Below are 20,281 nucleotides of genomic sequence, written 5' to 3' on the forward strand. Positions count from 1 at the left end.
CGTCGGACAGGGAGGCGAAGAAAATTTTTACGTGTTCGGGTTTTCCCGCACGGCCGCCATTTACTGGCTCGCTTTGTTATTCGCGATTATCGTCAATGTTGTTTACGATCAAACAACAGCCTTTTTTAACCTTTCAGCAAGTCTTGGACAGCGAAATGATCGCCGAAGAAGTGGTTAGAACTTTCACGGGTAGCATCGGTTTGGTGTTGGCCGTGCAATTCATTAAGGTTTTAAAAACCGATAAATAACTGAACCAGCAAGGCTTTAATATTGCCCTCTCCCCCATTTTCTACTATACTGGAAGCAATGAACGCGAAAAATTCGCCTTAAAATCCTATGCTTTCCATCATTATCCCCACCTTAAACGAAGAAGAACGCCTGCCCAGATTACTTGACTGCCTCAAATCTCAAAAGCCGGAAGACTGCGAAATCATAGTTTCTGACGGACAGTCGAAAGATCGTACCGTGGAAACAGCCAACCGATTCGGCTGCCGCACAGTGGTCAATCCGCCGAAAAACCCGGCAAGGCAAAGAAATGAAGGCGCGAAAATAGCCCGCGGAAATTTGCTTTTATTCCTTGACGCGGACACGCTCTTGCCCGATCATTTCCTTGAAAACGTTTTAAAAGAATTCGAAGATCGGCGGCTTGACGTGGCCGGTTTTTATTTTAAATTTCATTCGGACAAATTGAAATATAGAATCGCTTCCTCTTGGTGGAAATACAATTTCTGGATGTTTCACTTTTTTTACCCCATGTCAATCGGCGCGGCTATTTTGGCGGACAAGTCATTCCACGAAAAGACGGGCGGCTTCGACGAGTCGCTTTACATCGGAGAAGATCATTTTTATTCTAAAAAAATAAAAAAGGCCGGTGGTAAATACGGCTTGATAAAATCAGACACGATAATTTATTCGACTCGAAGATTTGAAAAAGAAGGATTTTTGAAGGTTAATCTGAAATGGTACATCGCGTCAATAAATTATCTGATTTTCGGACACCGAATGAAAAAAATCGTCAAATACGAATTCAACAATAGGTAATCCCTGTTTTAAAATGAAAAAAGTCTGCCGGTGCAGCAGACGGGGTGAAAAGGTTGGAGTGTTGCTTGGTTCATGCCGCCCTCATCGTTGTGAGGTAGCGCAGACCTTCATCAGTAGCGAGAGCTCTGAGCCCGAGCCGCTTGAGCATGCCTAAAGTCACCTCCTTGGCTTCGTCTTTTCTCGTAATATCGAGAATTCGCTTGAAACCGGCAGGCCCGAAACGCCGTCTCAGGACTTCGATCTCGCGATCGAAATCATCGCAGTGAGCGCTCATGACTCGGTCTCCTTTCCTCTGAAAATATGTAAACTACTTATTGCTGGCGATGAAGTCATCGATCATCTTACGGAATGAATCGTCTCCTTCCAAATCGAGGAACATTTTGTCTTTTTCTTCTCGAGGAAGAGTGCTGCCGATGGCCACGTGATACATCAAACATTCATTGAGTTTCGGCTGTCCGTGCTTGCTCCTCATCTTATTGACCTGCGCAACCATCGTATCGTAGAATTCCAGCACCAGATCGGAATCGTGATCATCCGTCAACTCCTGAAGTTTGCGCCGATAAATCCGCTCCTGCTCCAACATCTGCTCCGCCACGGCTCTGCCCTCCCCGCTTCCGCTTTGTCCTTCGATTATCGGCATAAAATAAATAGGTATCTTATTTCTCCTACCTTTATTTTACCGGACCTGGCATATTAAAGCAATATTCACCTTATTGTCAAATTTCCAAATATGTTCAAATGGATACTCTTTGACCAAGCCAATGTCTTAACGCACCATGTTTTTACCACCAAACCGCTTTATTGCGCTGACAATCAGTGCTTTCCGGCCAAAGATTTGGAAAAAATTTATTACAGCCCCGAATTCTCCGCTTTCGAACTGGGTAAATTGGATTCGACCGCTCTGATCGATTCTTTTTTAAAACAACACAAAATCTGTCTGACCGTTCAAGGCTATAAAAAAATTTATCGGGAAAGCATTGAGCCGATCTTCGGCATGAAGGAAATAATCGAAAAATTAAAACAAAATTTCAGATTGGCGACTTTAATCAATGAAGGCGCCGAATGGGCGGAGCATAAATTCGAAGCCATGGGGTATAAACATTTTTTTGAACGAAATATCATCTCCGGCGATTTGGGAATGGTCAAGCCGGATGAAAGAATTTATAAAAAAGCTTTGGAGATAATCAATGCCGCGCCGGACGAATGCCTTTTCATCGACGATTTGGAGAAAAATTGCCGCGGCGCGGAAAACGTCGGCATAAAAGCCATTATGTTCATCAGTCCTGAGCAATTAACCAGGGAACTTGAAAAACTTTCAGTAATTTAAAAACAAAAACGCCCAGCACCTTTTTGAAAGATAATTCATTTTTCAAAAAGGTGCTGGGCGTTTTTTATCGTTGATTTTACGGATTGGTGATTTCAAGCTTTATCTGGCCATTATAATTCGGAATGACCGACACCTGATAGTCAAAGGATGAAACCCGTTGATTTTGAAGACTTAAATAAAACGTTAAATTTCTTGGATTGGTATAAAACTGAAAATACCCGTTTGAATCCGTTGTTGCCAATAATTTATATGGCGATACGACATCATGAATTTCAACATATCCAATTCCTTCTTTTGTAACTTTATCCACGACCCAACCGGAAATCATTCCCTGATTGCTGTCATTGGGACTGTATGAATAGGTTATTTGTGGAGATTCGTAAGAATCATTGATTATTTCAAGCGTCATCTGGCCATTATAATTTGGGACGACAGACACCAGATATTCACCGCTGGGCGAAGCCCAATGATTGTGGATGCGTATCTTAAACTTTAATATCTTTGGGTCGGTAGAAATCTGAAAATACCCGTTTGAGTCGGTCGTAGCCAATACAAGCGGACTCATATATGAAGCGGCGGTAATTTCTACATTGGCAATACCTTGTTTTGTGACATTATCAATAACCCGACCGGAAATCATCCCATTGTTGCTATCATTCGGACTATAAGAATAAGTTACTTGCGGATATTTATAATTATTGTTATCCGGAGTAAGGCTGAAATCAGCCCTATACGAATTACCCAAAATTATTGACTTTTCAGCGGGATACAAGTTACCACTATACGCCTTAATTAAAAGGCTCTTGCCTCTAGTCCCGTAAAAATTAAATGAATACTCACCATTAATGTCTGTGCGGACATAAACGCGAGAGTTGCCCTGCAAAGCAGCTACTTCTACGGCCGGAATCGGCTGTCCGGTAACGCTGTTCGTCACTTTACCTCTAATTAAGAAGTATTCGAAATTCGGAATATTGCATGTCGGGCAAAGCGTTGGATTATTTATCTCGGGACGAATTTCAACTCTATAATCAGCAATGACTGAAACCTGATATCTAATTGATGTATCAGGAGAATAATCCAAATCCTTAGCGCTAAAATAAAGATTGATTACGCCGGGGACGTGATAAAAACTGAAATACCCATTAGAATCAGTAATCGGCTGATTTTTAAAACTAACCGGTTCACCGGCGACGCCCACCATAACATTGCCGATTCCTTTTTTAGTTGTTTTATCGATCAAAAATCCTGAGACTAACCCTTGCTTCACTTTATATCCATCAGGGGTTGGGCTATAGGAATAAGAAGCTGTAGGAATTTTTACTACCGTCTCTTCAACCGGATAATAAACAATGCTAAAATTCACCTGATTAGTATTACCCAATACAATGGATTTTTGATATGAATTGTAATTATCTTGCGACGCGGTTAAACGTATTGATTGCCCGTTTATTGCATATATCCGCAATGAATAATTACCGTTAACATCCGTTCTGTCTGAAGATGAATTTATTGAATTGGTTATCAAAATATTTGGTACCGGCTGACCATTCGCGCTATTTATCACCTTACCGCTGATCGTGAAGTATTGATAATTTTCGCTTACAGGAGTGGGCACTGTGCCTCCCGTCGGATAAACATAACCCGTATTCACCGAAATCTGCGACAAATCGGAATTGGTGATGCCAAGTCCTAATTTTCGCATCATGGTGTAAGCCGCGTCGGCACTACCCAAATAATATCTTCGTCCGTCCGAAGGATTAACATACCAAGCTTCGCCCGCGTGCTGAACCTGTAAAAATATTTTGCCTTTTTGATTATTGGCGAAATTTAAATCAACGACTTTGTTGCCGAATCGAATGATCGGGCTGTAGCCGTTTAAAACTTCCGTTTTATCTTCATAACCATCGCCATCGCTGTCGCGAGAATTGGGATTGGAACCGAGTGATCTTTCGATCACATCAGCCAAACCGTCGCCGTCAGCGTCAATGCCATCGACATTCCAAGTGCCCAAAGGGATTTTCATCAAATCCGCGTTGGTGATGCCGATCCCCAGGCTTCTCATTAAATTATAAGCGGCCGCGCCATCGGCCAAATAGATTCTTTTATTGTCGGCCGGATTGACATACCAGGCTTCGCCATGATTTTGCACCTGCAATAAAATCTTGCCGGACAAACGCTCGGACATGGTCTGGGCAGAGCCGGAAACAGGTAAAATTAGCGAAAAAACTAACAGAAATAAACAACTTGAGATAATCAATGATTTTTTCATAACTCACTATTTATTATTAACTTGAAATTTTAGCATATTAAAGCTATAAAGTCAAGCACTATTCCTAATTACAATTTAACATTTAAAATGGCTTTTCTTCAAACAAAAAACATCGAACAGATATCGATGCCGCTGAATGAATTTCAATTTTCAGGAAAAGATTTCTCCACGCGCCCTTATGGGCTTGGTCGAAATGACAAAAAGATACTACTCCCTATTCCCTTTTGCCTATTGCCTCAATTGCTACTGCCCCGCTTCCCTGATCGATTCTTCCGCAATATCGAGTTTTCCTTTCCTTCTCCACAACCGACGAGCCAAACCGTCTTTTAACCGCAACATCTCTTCGCTTTTCAATAAATATGAAATCAAAACAAAACAAGCCAAGCCCACTGAACCGGCCACCGCGCCCTGAATGAATATGCCCCAAAATTTTTGCATATCCACGACGCGACCTAAAATTTCCTTTGACAATTGAATGGCAATGGCCATGCCTATGGCCGCCAAGGACATTTTGCCCAAAGACGCGGCGATTCTTTTGATTCCGAAATCCCCGACTCTGGATCGCAAGAAAACGAACAGCAACGCGAAGTTAACCACATTGGAAACCGTAAAAGCGAAAGACAATCCCATCACCCCGTAATTTTCAACCAACAGCAAGCTTAGCGCTATATTGATGGTCATGGAAATCAAACTGATGATAAATGGAACCATAGTGTTTTGCATGGCGTAATACGCTCTGGCCAAAAGCGGGATCAATGACTGCGCGAAAAGGCTCAGAGCGAAAACCCCAAGCACGTCCGCGGTCAAAATCGTCTCGGTCCAACCGAATTGTCCGGCGCCCAAAACTATTCTGACGATTTGAATTCGCAATAAAATAAAAATAATGGTGAACGGCACGGTAAACAACAAAATTTGCCGCAAAGTCGTTTCCAGAGAATTTTTAAAATCTCCCATGTTCTTTTTGGCGAAAGCAATCGACATGGCCGGAAAGGCCGCCAATGAAAACGCGATGCCGAAAAGGCCTATCGGGAAGCTTTGCAGGTTCGTGGCGAAGTTGTAAATGGTAATGCTGCCGGCCGTGAGGGTCGAACCCAGAATCGTCACCACGATCAGATTCAATTGAGCCGTGGCGAGTCCCATGGTGCGAGGAATCATCATCCGGCCGATCTTTCTGATGTTTTTATTTCTCAATTGAAAAACGGGACGATAGCGAAATCCCAGATCAATGGCCACGGGCAACTGCAAAATCATGTGCAAAAAAGCTCCCAAAACCACGCCGATCGCCAATCCGTAAATGCCGACATAATCGACTATGAAAAAAGCTCCCAAAATAATGCCCAAATTGTACATGATCGGCGCCAAGGAAAAAAGCAAAAATCTTTTGAATGACTGGAGCACGCCTCCGAAGATGCCGCTGATGCCCAAAAAGATCGGACTCAAAAACATTATTCTGGTCAAATTCACGGTGACTTGCAGCTGTTCGCCGTTAAAACCCGGGGCGATGTATTTCATCAACCACGGCGTGGCGATAAATAATATACCGCAGGCCACGGTCAGAAAAATCAAAACCGTGTTCAAAACATTATTCACCAAATCCCATGCGTCTTTATTAGATTCATAACCTTCTTTGTCATGTTTTTTTAACAGCGAAGTGAATACGGGAATAAAACCGGCTGACAGCGCGCCCAAAATAACCAAATTATAAATCAAATCCGGCACGCGAAAAGCGGCATAATACATGTCCAGCTCGGCGCCGGCGCCAAATTGTGAGGCCAAGACTCTGTCTCGCACAACACCCAGAAGCCGACTGGCCAACGAAGCAATGCTTATAATGGCCGCGCCGGAAATTATCGACGAGCTTTTTGAGTTTAAAAATTTTTTTATTTTGCTTAAAGCTATCATTTACTTTATTGTTACGAGATTTACAAGATTTTTGTACAAAATCTTACAGATTATATAGTTCCATATCTTGTACTATCTGGTATGTAAATCTTGTAGATCTCGTAACTAACATATTAATTTAGCCATCATCAATTCCTCATTGGCCGGCACTACCAACACTTTTGCTTTGATCGGCAATCCCGATATTATCAATTTTCTGATTTGCCCGCTTCTTTCCCCGATTCCGGCGGTGAACGCAATGGCGTCAACTTTGCCCAAAACAGCGGCGTACGCGCCTATGTATTTTTTGATTCTGTAAACAAACATGTCCAAAGCGAGCTTGGCTGGCTTTTTTTCGGAAGCTAAAATTTCGCGCATGTCCTTGAAACCGGAGACGCCGTAAAACCCCGATTCGAAATTTAACATTTTTTCAATCGCGGGCAATTTATAACCTTTTTTATTCAAATGAAAAACAATGGCCGGATCGATATCTCCGCTTCTGGTGGCCATCATCAAGCCTTCAAGCGGCGTAAAACCCATGGATGTATCTATTGGTTTGCCATTTTGAATGGCGGAAATACTGCATCCCGAACCCAAATGGCAGGTTATCAAATTCAGCCGACTTAATTTTTTATTCAGTCTTTTTGAGCTGTTTTCAGCCACAAACTGATGAGATAATCCATGAAATCCGTAACGTCTGATGTTCATTTTTTCCGTCAGCTTCATCGGTAAAGGATAATACTTTGTCCGATCGGGCAAATCATGAAAAAAGGCGGTGTCAAAGCAGGCGTAGTTTTTAGCTTGTGGCAACAGCTTTATAACCGCCTTAATTCCTGCCAAATTATGCGGATTATGAAGCGGAGCCAAGTCGTTTAATTTTTCCAATTCCTTAATATTTTTTGAATTGACCAAAAGCGGTTTATAAAACTTTTCTCCGCCATGAACATAACGGTGTCCGACTTTTTTCATGGATGAAAGATCGATTTTTTTCGATGTCAAAAACAAAAAAACAGCGGTAATCGCCTCATGATGATTTTTTATTTTAACTATAGTCTTATGGCCGTCAAAGTCGCAAAACGATTGACCGCTAATTTGCTCCACTATCCCTGCATGAAGCTTCTTTAAATTTTGATCAAACAATTTGAATTTTACACTGGAGGAACCGGCATTGATTATTAATATCAAATTTCCCATACCAAAATTACTCAATTATAAGCTCTCCCTCTCCAACCGGCGCCAAATCGGCCGCATTGCCTTCATCAGTGTCTATTTGAAACGATTGGTCGAAATTCCCTTTCACGCGAATAACAACTTGGTCAAAAACCAAAGCGCGGTCGCCGCCGACTTTTACCTTAACAATATCGCCGTTCTTTAAACCAAGCTCCGTAGCTTGCGACTCGGAAAGATGAACATGGCGCTTGGCCACTATCAAACCTTCCTTTAACTCCGCTTCTCCCGCCGGACCTATGATTTTGATGGCTCCGGAACCGGCCACATCTCCGGAAACCCTGAGCGGGGCTTCGCTGCCGAGAAAAAAAGCGTCCGTTCTGGAAATTTCAACTTGCGTGTTCACTCTGACCGGACCGATCACGGTCACGTTTTCCAATTGCCTTTTCGGACCGACTAAAGTCACCTTGGCTGAACTGGCGAATTCGCCGTGCTGGGATAATTCTTTTCCCGGCTCCAATTTATAACCCTTGCCGAATAATTTTTCCAAATCCTTTTGACATAAATGCAAGTGGCGGGCGGAGATTTCTATTTTCATATTTTTTTGAATTTACAAGATTACAAGATCAGTGTACAAGATATACAAGATTCCTAATCTTGTGACTTTTTCTGATGCTCAGGATCATTTACGACTCGACGAACCTGAACTTCTTCGCTATTAAATAAAATTATCAGGCCTAATCTCAAATCTGTTGCCACAAGATATTCATATAATTGATCAAAATGTTTTTTTATTATTTTTTTTCCGACTTTCAATTCAACTAGCATTTTATTTTCTATCAAGAAATCCGCTCTCCTTCTGACAGAGTATTTCCCCTTATGCAATAAATTTATCGCATATTGCCTTTGGACACGAATGCCCTTCTCCATTATCATTTGATAAGCTATATCCTCATAATATCTTTCCCTGAAGCCAAAATCATTTTCATTATAAACCTCAAAAAATATTCCAATTATCTTATCACTCAAATCTTTATAATAAAACTCTGGCATATATTAACAATCTACAAAATCACGAGATCAACGTACAAGATACCAAATACGCTAATCTTGTACATCTTGTAATCCGTATAATCTTGTAACGCAATATCTTGTAATCTCGTAAATTAATTATTTACTTAAAAGTCCGTTCTGCGCCCCGATCTTCGCCACCACTGCTCCGCTGTTTTTCAATCCCAAATCCAAAGCTTTTTTCGCGTCATGATCGTATTTTATCAATCCGGCCAAAAAACCCGAGCCGAAAGCATCGCCAGCGCCGACTGTGTCCACGACGTTTTTTCCCATGGCCGGCAGATGATAAAACTTGCCCGCCGCGTCCAAAAGATTGGCGCCGCCGGCGCCTTCGGTCACCACCACGGCGATCGGGCCGAGTTGCTTTAATTTATTCGTTAGAAATTTCACGTTGTTTAATTTCGAACTTTTTCCAAAAAAAGTCATGACCAGTTGTATTGCTTCGTCTTTATTTACAATCAAAATTTCTGTCTGCGTTAAAAACGGCAACATCAAAGAAACCCGATTAATTTGCTTTTGTCCGGGGTTCCAAACGATAAGCGAAGCGTCCTTTCTGGCTTTGTTAAAAACTTTTTTTAATTCAACTTCCCAATTTTTCTGGCTTTGAGCGGCGACATAAAAATAATCGGCTTTGAATTCAGTGAGCAGGGTTTGAGAATAACTAAAATTTGCGCTCGCGCCTTTGTGAGTGAAAATGACGTGATCTTTAAATTTTTTCGAACCCAAAATAAAAGAAAAGCCGGTCAGCTCTTTTTTATTTTTTAAAATCAAGGAAACATCAATTCCGTTTTTCTTGAAATTCTCAAGCATCTGATCGGAATCATCTCCCACGCAGCCCACCGGCGCGACTTTGATCCCCAGTTTATTCAAACCAAAGGAAACATTGCCCGCTCCCCCGCCGAAATTATAATAAACCTTATCAATCGGCAGTTTGGCGCCGTACTCGAAAGCGAACATTTTCTGGCGCGTCAAATCTTTTTTGTTTTCAATGACAAAAACCTCGTCGCTGAAAAACTCGATGTCTTTGATCAAACTTCCAAAAACGGCGACCTGATATTTCTTCATAAATTTATTTTAACTTTTCGCTTAAATAATCTTTCAACTCTCCAACCTTCACTCTCTCCTGCTTCATCGAATCCCGATCTCTGACCGTCACCGAATCATCTTTTTCAATGGTGTCAAAATCAATGGTCACGCAATACGGCGTGCCGATTTCGTCTTGTCGTCGGTAACGTTTGCCGATATTGCCGTTGTCGTCAAATTCAACCAGCCAATTTTTTCTCAAGGAATCATAAACTTCTCTGGCTTTTTCAACCAGCTTGGGTTTGTTTTTAAGCAACGGAAACACGGCCACTTTGATCGGCGCCAGCGATATTGGAAATTTCATCACCACTCGTTCGCCATCATCAAGTTTTTCTTCATTGTACGCTGACAGCAACGCAAGCAAAATACTTCTTTCCAAACCGAAAGTGGGCTCAATCACGTGCGGAATATATTTTTCTCCGGTTCCCGGATCCGTATATTCCAATTTTTGACCGGTGGCTTTGGCGTGACTGGTCAAATCAAAATCGGTTCGATTAGCCAAACCGAAAAGCTCGTTGAAACCAAACGGATAATTATATTCAATATCAACCGTCTTTTTGGAATAATGACACAATTTTTCCTTCGGATGTTCGCGACGACGCAAATCTTTTTTATCCGCTCCCAGACTCAAAGCGAAAGATTCCTGATCGTCCAGCCAAGTATCAAACATCTTTTTCCATTTGTCTTTGGGAGAAATGAAGTATTCGATCTCCATTATTTCAAATTCCCTTAACCTAAATATAAAATTGCCGGCTACGATCTCATTGCGAAAAGATTTACCGATCTGGGCGATGCCGAAAGGAATTTTAACCCTGGACGAATCCAAAACATTTTTAAAATCAATAAAAATAGCGCCGGCTGTTTCCGGGCGCAAATAAACAACACTTTCAGCTTCGTCGCTGACATTGTTCATTTCCGTTTTGAACATCATGTTAAACCCGCGCGCTTCCGTCCAATCAATTGACCCGCACACCGGACACTTTATCTTTCCTTTTTTCAAAACTTCGTTCATTTTCTTCAAATCGCCTTCCAAATCAAGCCCGGTCGCGTCTTCGACCAAATGATCCGCGCGAAATCTATGTTTGCATTTTTTGCAATCCACCAAAGCGTCGTTGAAGCCTTTGGTATGCCCGGAAGCTTCCCATAATTTGGGATGCAATAAAATGGGACCGTCAATTCCCACGATGTCGGGTCTATTGTGAACAAACGTTTTCCACCACAAATTTTTAATGTTTTTTTTCAGCTCAACGCCGTAAGGCCCGTAGCTATAAGTTCCGGCCAAACCTCCATAAATTTCCGAACCGGGATAGACGAAGCCTCGACGTTTGCACAAGCTGACTAATTTTTCCATTGTATCCATATTTTTTCATCGATCACGTATCATGGATCACATATCATTTCGAAATGCCCCATGTTCCATGACTATATAGTCATTATTTCCTTCCTCTTCTTCTCCGCCATTTCTTCCAGGTTTTTGTTTAACGCTTCCACGTGTTTATCCAGTTCCTCGCGATAAGCGTAGCGATTGTCTTCGGTGAGTTCAGAAGCTTTAAACGCTTTTTCAATTTCTTCTTTCACCTTGTCTCTCAATTGCCTGACGCTGATTTTGGCGGTTTCCAATTTCTCGCCCAAAAGTTTAACGAGATTTTTCCTTGACTCCTCGGTCATTTGCGGAAAGACGACGCGCACCACCGTATCGTCTATTGAAGTGCTAACGCCCAAATTCGCCTCAGAAATGGCCTTTTCAATGCTTTTGAGCAATGTTTTATCCCAGGGCTCGATTCTAAGCGACCGAGCTTCGGGCACGGAAATGCTGGCCAATTGCTTCAATGGCGTGGGCGCGCCATAGGCGTCCGCGAAAAGCCCCTCGACCATGGCCGGATTGGCTCGACCGGTTCTGATTTTCGATAATTCCTCTCGAAAAAAATCCATGGAATTTTCAAAAGCCTCTTTAAATTTGCTTATAAATTCATTCATACGTTTAATTAATAACTAATTTAACTTTTCAAACCACTCTAACTATGAACTTTTAAATTATTGCTCGTACGATCTTACCCCCAAATAAATGACATTACCGTCCTCCGGATGCACGGTCAAGGCTCTGCCCGCTCTCGTGGTCGGCAATTTGGACGCGCTCCAGGTCTCGCCGCCATCCGCGCTGCGATAATAATTGGTATCGGTCGCGTAGTATATCTCATTGCCGTTTTTGGGGTTGATGGCCATGGAAAATATTTTGGTAGCATCGGGTTCTGTCAATAATTTCACTTCCTGCCAAGTCGCGCCGCTATCGACCGATTTCAAAATTCCGTAACCGGTGGCGTACAAAAGTGCGCCCGTTTGCCGAGACTGGGCAATTTCAATCGATCTGCCAGCGTTGCTGAATTCTCTCAATTGATCTCGCAAACTCTGCCAATTTTGACCGCTGTCCGAGCTTTTATAAAGATAATTTTTTTCCGTGCCCACGTAAAGCTTGCGAGAATCATCTTTATCCAAAACGATTTGATTGACTCTTGAAGGAAAATTATAAAGTCTTTCCCAATTTTTTCCGGCGTCCTGGCTTTTATAGAAATCCCCGGAATCAAGTCCGATATAAACCATGTCGGAATTGTAATAATCCACCGTCACCGCGGTCACCAATTGTCCGGCCGCCACCTTGAATACGTCTTCCCATTCTCTGGCGCAAGTCGAAGATTTGACCAATCTGGTATTGATGGCTACATAAATGGCGCAAGGATTTTTCGAATCCACATCCACTCCTCTGACAAAACCGGAATTCAAATCATCCACGGGCATCCAGCCATTGCCGTTATTGATCGAATAAAACAAACCATTTTCCGCGGTGGACAAATACAGCACGTTCGAATCGCTCGGATCAAAAGTAAAATCCACCACATTGACGTCGCCGATCGTTCCCGGTGTCGCGCCCGGAGTCATCAAGTCCACTTTTCTTCCCCAATTTTCTCCGTTATCCGCGGAAATGAACACACCGCCCAAGTTTTGATCCGTCTGTTTATCGCCGCCCAATTTGATGCATCCCGACAGCGAAATCATCAATAAAATCGCCGCGCAGACAACTGATATTTTTTTTGGCATAAATTCATGCTTTTAGAAAAAAGTTTTCTAAACTTAATTTTATATTTATATTTTTAATAATATCTTGCCTTAAAGATTCCACTCCGAATAGCAGCGCCGTCAAATGATCGCAAGAAAACCTGCCGCGCAACTTGAGCAAATCATCGGCCAAATGAATGTTGGAAATTTTTTCCGCCGCGCCCATTTCCGTCAAGAGCAAATCCCTGAGCACAATCGACCATTCATTGGCGTCGCTTAGCAAATCATCTTTTTTCTTTTGGCTGAATTCATCCGCGAAAAAAAACTTTTCCTTGACGCCACCGCAAAGCGCGCGCAAAAAACCGGCCTGATTGTCTTGGAGCGCCGAATATTGGTCGCCGTTCGACAAAAGTCTCATCGCCCTGGTCGGCCGGCCGAGCGCCAACCTCGAAAATATTTTCGCCTGATCTCTCGACGCGCTTTGTCCGAGCAAATAATCGTATATGTCCGCTTTGGACACGGCCGAGAAAGAAAACGATTGGCATCTGGACACGATCGTGTCCAAAAGATTGTTCTTTGATCGGGCGATTAAAATAATCACCGTCTTTTGCGCCGGTTCCTCCAGCGTCTTTAACAAGCTGTTGCTCGCCTTTTCATTCAAAGAATCCGCCTGCGGAACCAGCACGATTTTATATGAATTTAGAAACGCTCTTTTACTTATTTTATCCTGCAAACCTTGCACTTGCTTGATCGAAATCTGCGTTTTCGAATCATCGCCCTCGCTGTTCAATTCCCTTTCCAAAAAATTTACGTCCGGATGAATGTTTTTCTCGAATTGCCGGCAATGGGAACATTGATTGCAAGGAACCTTCAATTTAGAATCCGAAGCTCCTTCTCTGAATTTCTTATAATTTTCGCAAAGTAATGTTTTGGCGAAAAGCTTGGCGGTCAAGGTTTTGCCCACATTATTGGGACCGTAAAACAAATACGCGTGAGTAAAAGACTCATTTTTCACGCTCTTTTGCAAAAACTTTTTGATTTTCTCCTGACCCAAAATCGGCCAGTCGAATTCCAAGTCTTTCATAGATTATTATAGCATAATATTCATGAAGCATGAATAATGAAACATCAAACCCTCAAAGGACGGGGGGGCAGGCAGGTTGTCCACTTTTTGGCGTCAAAAAGTGGGTCGGCGCCGCCCCAAATGGGCAAGCCGAAACCCATTCTAATTTTATAAAAGCAAGGTTTATAAAAAATTTTTGGACTCTTTTAATATTGTCAAATCTCTCTGTAAGATCATCTTTCCGATTTGATCGTCTGTTGTATCATTTTCAAATAATTCAATAGCTTGCTCAAAATTAACCCAGAGCAATTTAAAACCGAATGCTATTTCTTTATCTGTAAAGGATGTTTTTCCTTTATTTCCATCAACAACGGCCACATAACAATAAGAAGTGGAGATTTCTTTAACATTGTCACGGTACTCCTTAATAATTCCCAACTCTTTAATATTCTTTATTTCACATCCGACTTCTTCCAGGCATTCTCTCTTTAAGGTTTCAATAGGTGTTTCATTTCCCTCAATTCCGCCACCCGGCAATTTATGATAATCATATTTCCCCACATAAAGCAAAGCCACCTTGAATTCTTCATCAAAAATTACGGTTCTGGAAGCTTTTATTACTTTATAATCGTCCCTTGGCAAGGCCTCCCTTTCCCTAGCTCTTTGATAAATTGTTTTCAGCATTTTCATAATCGCTCCTTGTTTTCGTAATTTTTGTAGCCGATTAGTAGATTCGTAGCTTAATCGCCCAAAATCACTTCCAACGTCTCGCGAGCGCATTTTTCCCATGAAAATCTCTTTATATTTTCAAAACCTTTGGCGATCAATTCTTTTCTTAAATTTTCATCAGCGTCAATTTTGTTCATGGCTCGGACAATTTCTTCTTTGCTTTTCGGATCGATCAATAAAGCCGCGTCTCCCGCCACTTCGGGCAAACTGGTCGTATTGGAACAAATCACCGGGCAGCCGCAGGCCATGGCTTCCAGCGGCGGAATGCCGAATCCTTCATACAAACTCGGAAAAACCAAGGCTCTCGCGCCGGCCGTTAATTTTGACAAGTCCTCGACGCCCACCCAGCCCGGCGTGATAACGTCTTTTTGCAAGCCGAACTTTTCAATGTTTTCTTTGACGCGCTCAAAACCGTGCGTCACGAACCCGGAACCGGTTTTTGTATTGCCAACTAAAACCAACTTGCACTCCGGTCGCGATTTTTTGAATTCAGCGAAACATTCCACCAAAAACGGCGTGTTCTTTTTTTCTTCCAGTCTGCCCGTAAAAATGAAATAAGGTGAATTCAAACCGTATTTTAATTTGATTGATTCGATTTCTTCAGCCGGATAAATTTTATAATTGCCGGCGTCAAATCCGTTATAAACCACTTTTATTTTTTCAGCCGGAATTTTAAAAACATCCATTATTTCTTTTTTGGAAAATTCGGAAATGGTGATTATTTTCCAAGCAGAAAATTTGGCGAAACGAAGAGCGTATTTATGATAGACAATATCGTACCAAGGATAAATTTTCGGAAAGCGCTCAAAGCCTATATCATGCATGGTCACCACGGTTTTCTTCGGATGAAAAAGAGGAATGACATGCGCGGACACGAACAGCCTATCAGGCTCCTTTCCTGTTTTATCTCGTACATCTTGTAATCTGTATAATCTTGTACAAAAATCTCGTAATCTCGTAACCAACATTTCATAAGACAACCGAAACTGCGTCCACAATCTGCCCGGCGGCCAATTCAAAATTTTCTCCTCAAAATTTTCAGGACAGTTTTCCAGCCCATCTTTTAGCGGAACATTGGTATATAAAAAATAGCGGTTTTCTTTATCCAATTTTTTAAACCACTGAATCAAATGATATGAATACCACTCGGTACCCGTTTTATTGGGCTTATTGGCCCGAGAAGCGTCGATGCCAATTAACATATTAGGTTATTAGGTAATTAGGTTATTAGGCAAAAACCACTATCCTGTGAATCTAAGAACCTAATAACCTACAAGCTCGTTACCTGGTCGCAAGTATTGATCTTTTATACAAATCCAAATTATCCAAAGCCACGCCCGTGCCTTTGGCCACGCAAAGTAGCGCGTCGTCGGCGATATAGACCGGCACGCCGATGGCTTTGGAAATCAAGCGATCTATATTTCGGAGCAAGCTGCTGCCGCCGGACATGATGATGCCTTTATCGATCACGTCAGCCGATAATTCCGGCGGCGTGATGTGCAAAACTTCCTTGGTGGAATTGATAATGCCGTCCAGTTCTTTTTGCAAAGCTTCGGTCACGTCATTGGAATTCATTATAATGGTCTTCGGCAGCCCCGTGATCATGTCCCGGCCGCGAACATCCATGGTCGGCGGACCTTCTTGATACATGGCCGAACCGATTTCTATCTTTATCGCCTCCGCAGTCCGTTCACCGATGGCCAGATTGTATTTTTTCCGAGTGTAGTCGGCAATGGCTTGATCGAATTTATTTCCGCCGATTCTAACTGATTTTGAAGTGACAATGCCTCCCAAAGAAATAACGGCGACTTCGGAAGTGCCGCCGCCGATATCGATAATCATGTGTCCGGAAGCGCTGCCTATCGGGATATTGGCGCCGATGGCGGCCGCGATCGGTTCTTTGATAATGTAAGCGGCTCGCGCGCCCGCCGTGATGGTGGCGTCGATCACCGCTCTTCTTTCAGTCGAAGTGATACCGGCCGGCACGGCCACCATGACCTCGGGCCTGAAAATTTTAATACCGCCCAACGCTTTATTTATGAAGTATCTGAGCATGGCTTCGGTTATTTTGTAATCGGCTATTACTCCGTCTTTTAACGGCCGGCAGGCGACAATGGTGTCGGGCGTGCGACCGAGCATTTCCTTGGCCTCATCGCCGACAGCCAATATTTTTTTATCGGTCACTGAAATCGCCACAACAGAGGGCTCGTTGATCACGATCCCTTTTTTGGGCAAATGCACCAGCGTGTAAGTTGTCCCCAAATCAATGCCGATTTTTTTTATAAACATATTTAAGCGTATTCTTGAGTATCTTGTAATTCCTGCCTACCGGTCTTCGACTCCCGTTCGGCCACGAGCTCACGGCCGAGTGGCGAGCTCAGACTCGAGGAGCAGGCAGGCGTAACAAATAACATAAAAGATTGATAGCCGATTGTAATTCGTAACACGCGCTTCATGCTCCATCCTCCCTTTTTTTCATCTCCAGCAATTTATCCAATTTTATCTTGGTCTCCTGTTCCAAAAAATATTTGTTTATACCGGGCAAAAAAGAAAGCCACCGTCTGAGCAAGTCTATTATTTTACTCACGTTGACTTTAACCTTGTTCAATAAAATTTGAATTTTTCCGGCCGTGATTTTTCCTTCGGCAGCGAATTTTTTCTGCTCGGAAGCGGACAATTGAACATACAGTTCATAAATGTCTTCTTGCATCACATCTTGAATGGATTTCAGCTGAATATTCGCCGGCGCGGCCGTTTGCGAGGCCAAATGACTCGCCGATTCCAAATCCAAAGCTCCGCGAACATCTTCCTTGGCTGAAGCTTCAAATTCTTTTTTTGCCGCGGCCAGCTTTTCGTGAGTTAACCTTTCTTGCTCTTTGACTTCTTGCTCTGCTTTTTCTTCCGAAACCTTTTCCAAAGCCGGCTCGGCCGGCGTTAACTTTTCCAATTGCGCGTCCTTTTTTAATGGGTCCATTGGGGTCATATGAGTTTGATTAAGTGTAATATTTTTTTGATTTTTTTGCAAATTTTGCCAAATATCATTATAAATTGTATCATATAAATGCCCCCCTTGACAAATCTCTTGTTTTTTTGTAAGGTATAACAAATATGAAAAAAGCAAGATTAATCTATACAATTTACGCCATAATCGCCCTGTTTATCGTGGCTTTGCCGGCCATGACCGCTTCGGGTGCGTTTTCCGATATGCAAAACGGCCTGGAAGTATTTAATCAGCACGCGGGCTTGCCGCAGGCAGGGTTGAACCAGTTGGTAGGCAGCATTATTAAACAAGCGCTGTCATTGCTGGGCATTTTTACCCTGATTATAGTCATGTATGGCGGCTTCTTGTGGATGATTTCAGGCGCCAACGAAGACAAAAAGAAAGAAGCCAAAGGAGTCTTCGTCAATGGCCTGATCGGCCTGGCCATCATTTTAATGGCTTATTCGGCCGTAAATTATATCTTTGACGTTTTTCAGAGCGCTACCATGAGTATTGAATAAAATTACATAATAATAAAAGACAGCCTAATCGGCTGTTTTTTTGTTTAATATCATCGATCCTTCACATTTCCAGCACCAGGGGTCTGGGGGAAAAGCTGAGCCATAGCGCGATCCTGGTAATTTAATCGTCGCATCGCGAATCTTTTTCCCCCAGAACTTTCCTGCCTGCCGCCTGCCTGCCGGCAGGCAGGGCAGGCAGGTTGCCTACTTTTTGGTTACAAAAAGTAGGTCGACGCTGCCCCAAATGGGCAAGTCGAAACAAGCCTGCTTAATCTATTTTAAAAGACAGCCAAAACGGCTGTTTTTTTGTATTCGCCAAGTATTGACTTTTTTAATAAAATATGATATAATTAAATATCCGAAACGGAAAGGAACGACCATGCAATGGGAGTACTTGCTGGGATCCCTGCTGACGCTGTTCATTATGGCGTACGGCATGGCCAAGATCCTCGGAGTCCAGAAAAAGTTTGTTTCCGTCTCCAAAAAAGGCGGCCGCAAGCTCACCCGGGGAATCGTCAACCTTGTCCGAGAAGTCATCGCTCTGCCGTTTCGAATGATTCGGTGGGGCTGGCGCCGCCTGTCGAGGTGACGCCATGGTTTCACGGATTTTGCACAGCCACTCGCCTCGCGGGTGGCTGAAATCTTTTTAAAATGTTATAATAAAATCAGTTGAAACAAAAATACAAAGATCGTATGGCGAACAAATATCCCACGCTTAAAAATTCCGCGGGACTGACCTGGCTCAAAATAAAAAAACCGAGAAAAAAAGAAATCGAGTATTTGCAAAACAACTACCATTTTTCAATGGTGCATTTAAACGATTGCCTGCCTCCGCTGCAACGGCCGAGACTGATCGAACACGACGATTATCTGTTCATGATTTTGACTTTCCCCGTCTATCAAGCCAAGTCAAGAAAGATAGTGCCTCTAGAAGTGGATTTTTTTATCAGTCAAAATTATTTGATCACCTGCCAGGAAACCGATTTTTTACCGCTTGATCGATTGTTCGAGCAATATCGAAAAGACAAAAAATTACCCTCGGCTTTGGGGTCGTCCCCAGGATCTCTTTTATATGAAATACTTAACGATTCCATCGACAACGCTTTCCCCATGCTCAATCATATCAGCAATGACATTGAAACGCTTGAGGACAAAATATTTTTAACTAAAAAATTCAAAGAAAACGTCATTCACGATATTTTGATTGCCAGAAGAAATATCGTCAGTTTCAAAAAATCGATTCAAGCTCACAAGGCGGTCATCAGAAAAATGGTGGATAAATCGACCAAATTTTTTCCGACCAAACGGCTGGAGACGTACTTCACCAACGTGGTTGACGATCTGAAAGAAATTTGGGACACGCTGGACAATTACGGTGGCACCATTTCCGCCATTTTCGAAAGCAATGAATCCATTTATTCCGACAGATTGAATTCAATCATCAAAACTTTGACCATTTTCTCGGTAATCGTCTTCCCGCTGACCCTTTTGGCCGCGATTTTCGGCATGAACACGACCATGCCCCTGGTAGACACGCCCTACGGCTTTTATAAAATTGTGGGCTTGATGGCGTCAGGAACACTTATCATGCTGACCATTTTTAAAAAGAAGCACTGGCTCTAAACGACTACGAATCTACGAACATTCTACCTATACTACCAAAACAATAATATGACGGAGATCCTGTATAAAGATTTAAGTTATGTATTAAATGGCATCTTCTTTGACGTCTATAACACAATCGGTTACGGAAAACGGGAAAAGGCCTATTGCCAAGCGATCATAAAAGCTTTATACAATAATAAAATAAAGTTCCTCTATCAATTCAAAGTCCCTTTAATTTATCATGAACATAAAATCGGCAATAGATATGCGGATTTTTTTATTGATGATAAAATTATTGTCGAAATCAAAGTTGGAAAAACAACTTCATCTGATTTCAATCAAATAAAAGAATACCTGAACGTATCCGGATTAAAATTAGGATTATTAGTTGCATTCAAAAAAGAAGAAGTGAAAATATATAGAGTCCTCAATTTATATTAATCATCCTTTCCTAGTCTCCATGTTTTCGTAGGATTCGTAACCTTCCGTAGTT

General features: G+C 42.4%; 22 protein-coding genes. 7 read left to right on the top strand and 15 right to left on the bottom strand.

Annotation, left to right across the window (positions count from 1 at the left end):
* Positions 1-95: 95 nt before the first annotated feature.
* Together VMX18_01440 and VMX18_01445 are read left to right on the top strand one after the other, a co-directional pair.
* A complete protein-coding gene (locus tag VMX18_01440) occupies positions 96-248 on the top strand; it encodes a YibE/F family protein (GenBank protein ID HUT22053.1) in 153 nt (50 codons plus the stop codon).
* Between the two features lie 88 nt (positions 249-336).
* Positions 337-1,041 (top strand): glycosyltransferase, encoded by a 705-nt coding sequence (locus tag VMX18_01445; GenBank protein ID HUT22054.1) that lies wholly within the window; start codon positions 337-339, stop codon positions 1,039-1,041.
* Positions 1,042-1,348: 307 nt separating this feature from the next.
* On the opposite strand, the gene VMX18_01450 is transcribed toward VMX18_01445, so the two are convergent.
* Positions 1,349-1,681: a hypothetical protein gene (locus VMX18_01450; protein HUT22055.1), complete on the bottom strand. Its 333-nt coding sequence runs from the start codon at positions 1,679-1,681 to the stop codon at positions 1,349-1,351.
* Positions 1,682-1,771: 90 nt separating this feature from the next.
* On the opposite strand from VMX18_01450, the gene VMX18_01455 reads away from it, so the two are divergent.
* Positions 1,772-2,368 (top strand): HAD-IA family hydrolase, encoded by a 597-nt coding sequence (locus VMX18_01455; protein ID HUT22056.1) that lies wholly within the window; start codon positions 1,772-1,774, stop codon positions 2,366-2,368.
* A 76-nt stretch (positions 2,369-2,444) separates the two neighbouring features.
* Here the strand turns inward: VMX18_01455 and VMX18_01460 are convergent, their stop codons facing one another.
* The 14 genes from VMX18_01460 to VMX18_01525 all read right to left on the bottom strand — a co-directional run bounded on the left by VMX18_01460 (position 2,445) and on the right by VMX18_01525 (position 17,665).
* Positions 2,445-4,637 carry a carboxypeptidase regulatory-like domain-containing protein gene (locus VMX18_01460; protein ID HUT22057.1) on the bottom strand — a complete coding sequence of 731 codons (2,193 nt, stop codon included), beginning with the start codon at positions 4,635-4,637 and terminating at the stop codon, positions 2,445-2,447.
* A 243-nt stretch (positions 4,638-4,880) separates the two neighbouring features.
* The gene (gene murJ / locus VMX18_01465; protein HUT22058.1) at positions 4,881-6,539 is read right to left on the bottom strand and encodes a murein biosynthesis integral membrane protein MurJ; all 1,659 of its coding nucleotides are present in this window, start codon (positions 6,537-6,539) and stop codon (positions 4,881-4,883) included.
* Between the two features lie 105 nt (positions 6,540-6,644).
* Positions 6,645-7,712 carry an acetate/propionate family kinase gene (locus VMX18_01470; GenBank protein ID HUT22059.1) on the bottom strand — a complete coding sequence of 356 codons (1,068 nt, stop codon included), beginning with the start codon at positions 7,710-7,712 and terminating at the stop codon, positions 6,645-6,647.
* A 7-nt stretch (positions 7,713-7,719) separates the two neighbouring features.
* The gene (gene pduL / locus VMX18_01475; protein ID HUT22060.1) at positions 7,720-8,283 is read right to left on the bottom strand and encodes a phosphate propanoyltransferase; all 564 of its coding nucleotides are present in this window, start codon (positions 8,281-8,283) and stop codon (positions 7,720-7,722) included.
* Between the two features lie 53 nt (positions 8,284-8,336).
* The gene (locus tag VMX18_01480) at positions 8,337-8,738 is read right to left on the bottom strand and encodes a GxxExxY protein (protein HUT22061.1); all 402 of its coding nucleotides are present in this window, start codon (positions 8,736-8,738) and stop codon (positions 8,337-8,339) included.
* Between the two features lie 117 nt (positions 8,739-8,855).
* Complete coding sequence (locus VMX18_01485; protein ID HUT22062.1) at positions 8,856-9,821, bottom strand: PfkB family carbohydrate kinase; 966 nt, start codon at positions 9,819-9,821, stop codon at positions 8,856-8,858.
* 4 nt (positions 9,822-9,825) lie between these two features.
* Complete coding sequence (locus tag VMX18_01490) at positions 9,826-11,199, bottom strand: glycine--tRNA ligase (GenBank protein HUT22063.1); 1,374 nt, start codon at positions 11,197-11,199, stop codon at positions 9,826-9,828.
* A 62-nt stretch (positions 11,200-11,261) separates the two neighbouring features.
* Positions 11,262-11,816, bottom strand: coding sequence for a ribosome recycling factor (frr, locus tag VMX18_01495; protein HUT22064.1), 555 nt, complete (start codon positions 11,814-11,816; stop codon positions 11,262-11,264).
* A gap of 57 nt (positions 11,817-11,873) precedes the next feature.
* Positions 11,874-12,932, bottom strand: a complete 1,059-nt coding sequence (locus VMX18_01500) for a hypothetical protein (protein HUT22065.1) — start codon at positions 12,930-12,932, stop codon at positions 11,874-11,876.
* Between the two features lie 4 nt (positions 12,933-12,936).
* Complete coding sequence (gene holB, locus VMX18_01505) at positions 12,937-13,974, bottom strand: DNA polymerase III subunit delta' (protein HUT22066.1); 1,038 nt, start codon at positions 13,972-13,974, stop codon at positions 12,937-12,939.
* Positions 13,975-14,136: 162 nt separating this feature from the next.
* The gene (locus VMX18_01510) at positions 14,137-14,643 is read right to left on the bottom strand and encodes an NUDIX domain-containing protein (GenBank protein ID HUT22067.1); all 507 of its coding nucleotides are present in this window, start codon (positions 14,641-14,643) and stop codon (positions 14,137-14,139) included.
* A gap of 50 nt (positions 14,644-14,693) precedes the next feature.
* On the bottom strand, positions 14,694-15,884 hold the full coding sequence (locus VMX18_01515) for a glycosyltransferase family 1 protein (protein HUT22068.1): 1,191 nt from the start codon (positions 15,882-15,884) through the stop codon (positions 14,694-14,696).
* Between the two features lie 79 nt (positions 15,885-15,963).
* Positions 15,964-16,971, bottom strand: a complete 1,008-nt coding sequence (locus VMX18_01520) for a rod shape-determining protein (protein HUT22069.1) — start codon at positions 16,969-16,971, stop codon at positions 15,964-15,966.
* Positions 16,972-17,134: 163 nt separating this feature from the next.
* A complete protein-coding gene (locus VMX18_01525) occupies positions 17,135-17,665 on the bottom strand; it encodes a hypothetical protein (protein ID HUT22070.1) in 531 nt (176 codons plus the stop codon).
* A 125-nt stretch (positions 17,666-17,790) separates the two neighbouring features.
* Between VMX18_01525 and VMX18_01530 the strand changes: the two genes are divergently transcribed.
* The 4 genes from VMX18_01530 (at position 17,791) to VMX18_01545 (ending at position 20,229) form a co-directional block, all read left to right on the top strand.
* Complete coding sequence (locus tag VMX18_01530; GenBank protein HUT22071.1) at positions 17,791-18,183, top strand: hypothetical protein; 393 nt, start codon at positions 17,791-17,793, stop codon at positions 18,181-18,183.
* A gap of 211 nt (positions 18,184-18,394) precedes the next feature.
* Positions 18,395-18,772 carry a hypothetical protein gene (locus VMX18_01535; GenBank protein HUT22072.1) on the top strand — a complete coding sequence of 126 codons (378 nt, stop codon included), beginning with the start codon at positions 18,395-18,397 and terminating at the stop codon, positions 18,770-18,772.
* Positions 18,773-18,876: 104 nt separating this feature from the next.
* Complete coding sequence (locus VMX18_01540; protein ID HUT22073.1) at positions 18,877-19,806, top strand: magnesium transporter CorA family protein; 930 nt, start codon at positions 18,877-18,879, stop codon at positions 19,804-19,806.
* 48 nt (positions 19,807-19,854) lie between these two features.
* Positions 19,855-20,229 carry a GxxExxY protein gene (locus VMX18_01545; protein ID HUT22074.1) on the top strand — a complete coding sequence of 125 codons (375 nt, stop codon included), beginning with the start codon at positions 19,855-19,857 and terminating at the stop codon, positions 20,227-20,229.
* Positions 20,230-20,281 lie beyond the last annotated feature (52 nt).

It is taken from the genome of Candidatus Bipolaricaulota bacterium (genome assembly GCA_035528115.1).
In the GTDB taxonomy this organism is placed as follows: Bacteria; Patescibacteriota; Patescibacteriia; order UBA11705; family DATKZF01; genus DATKZF01.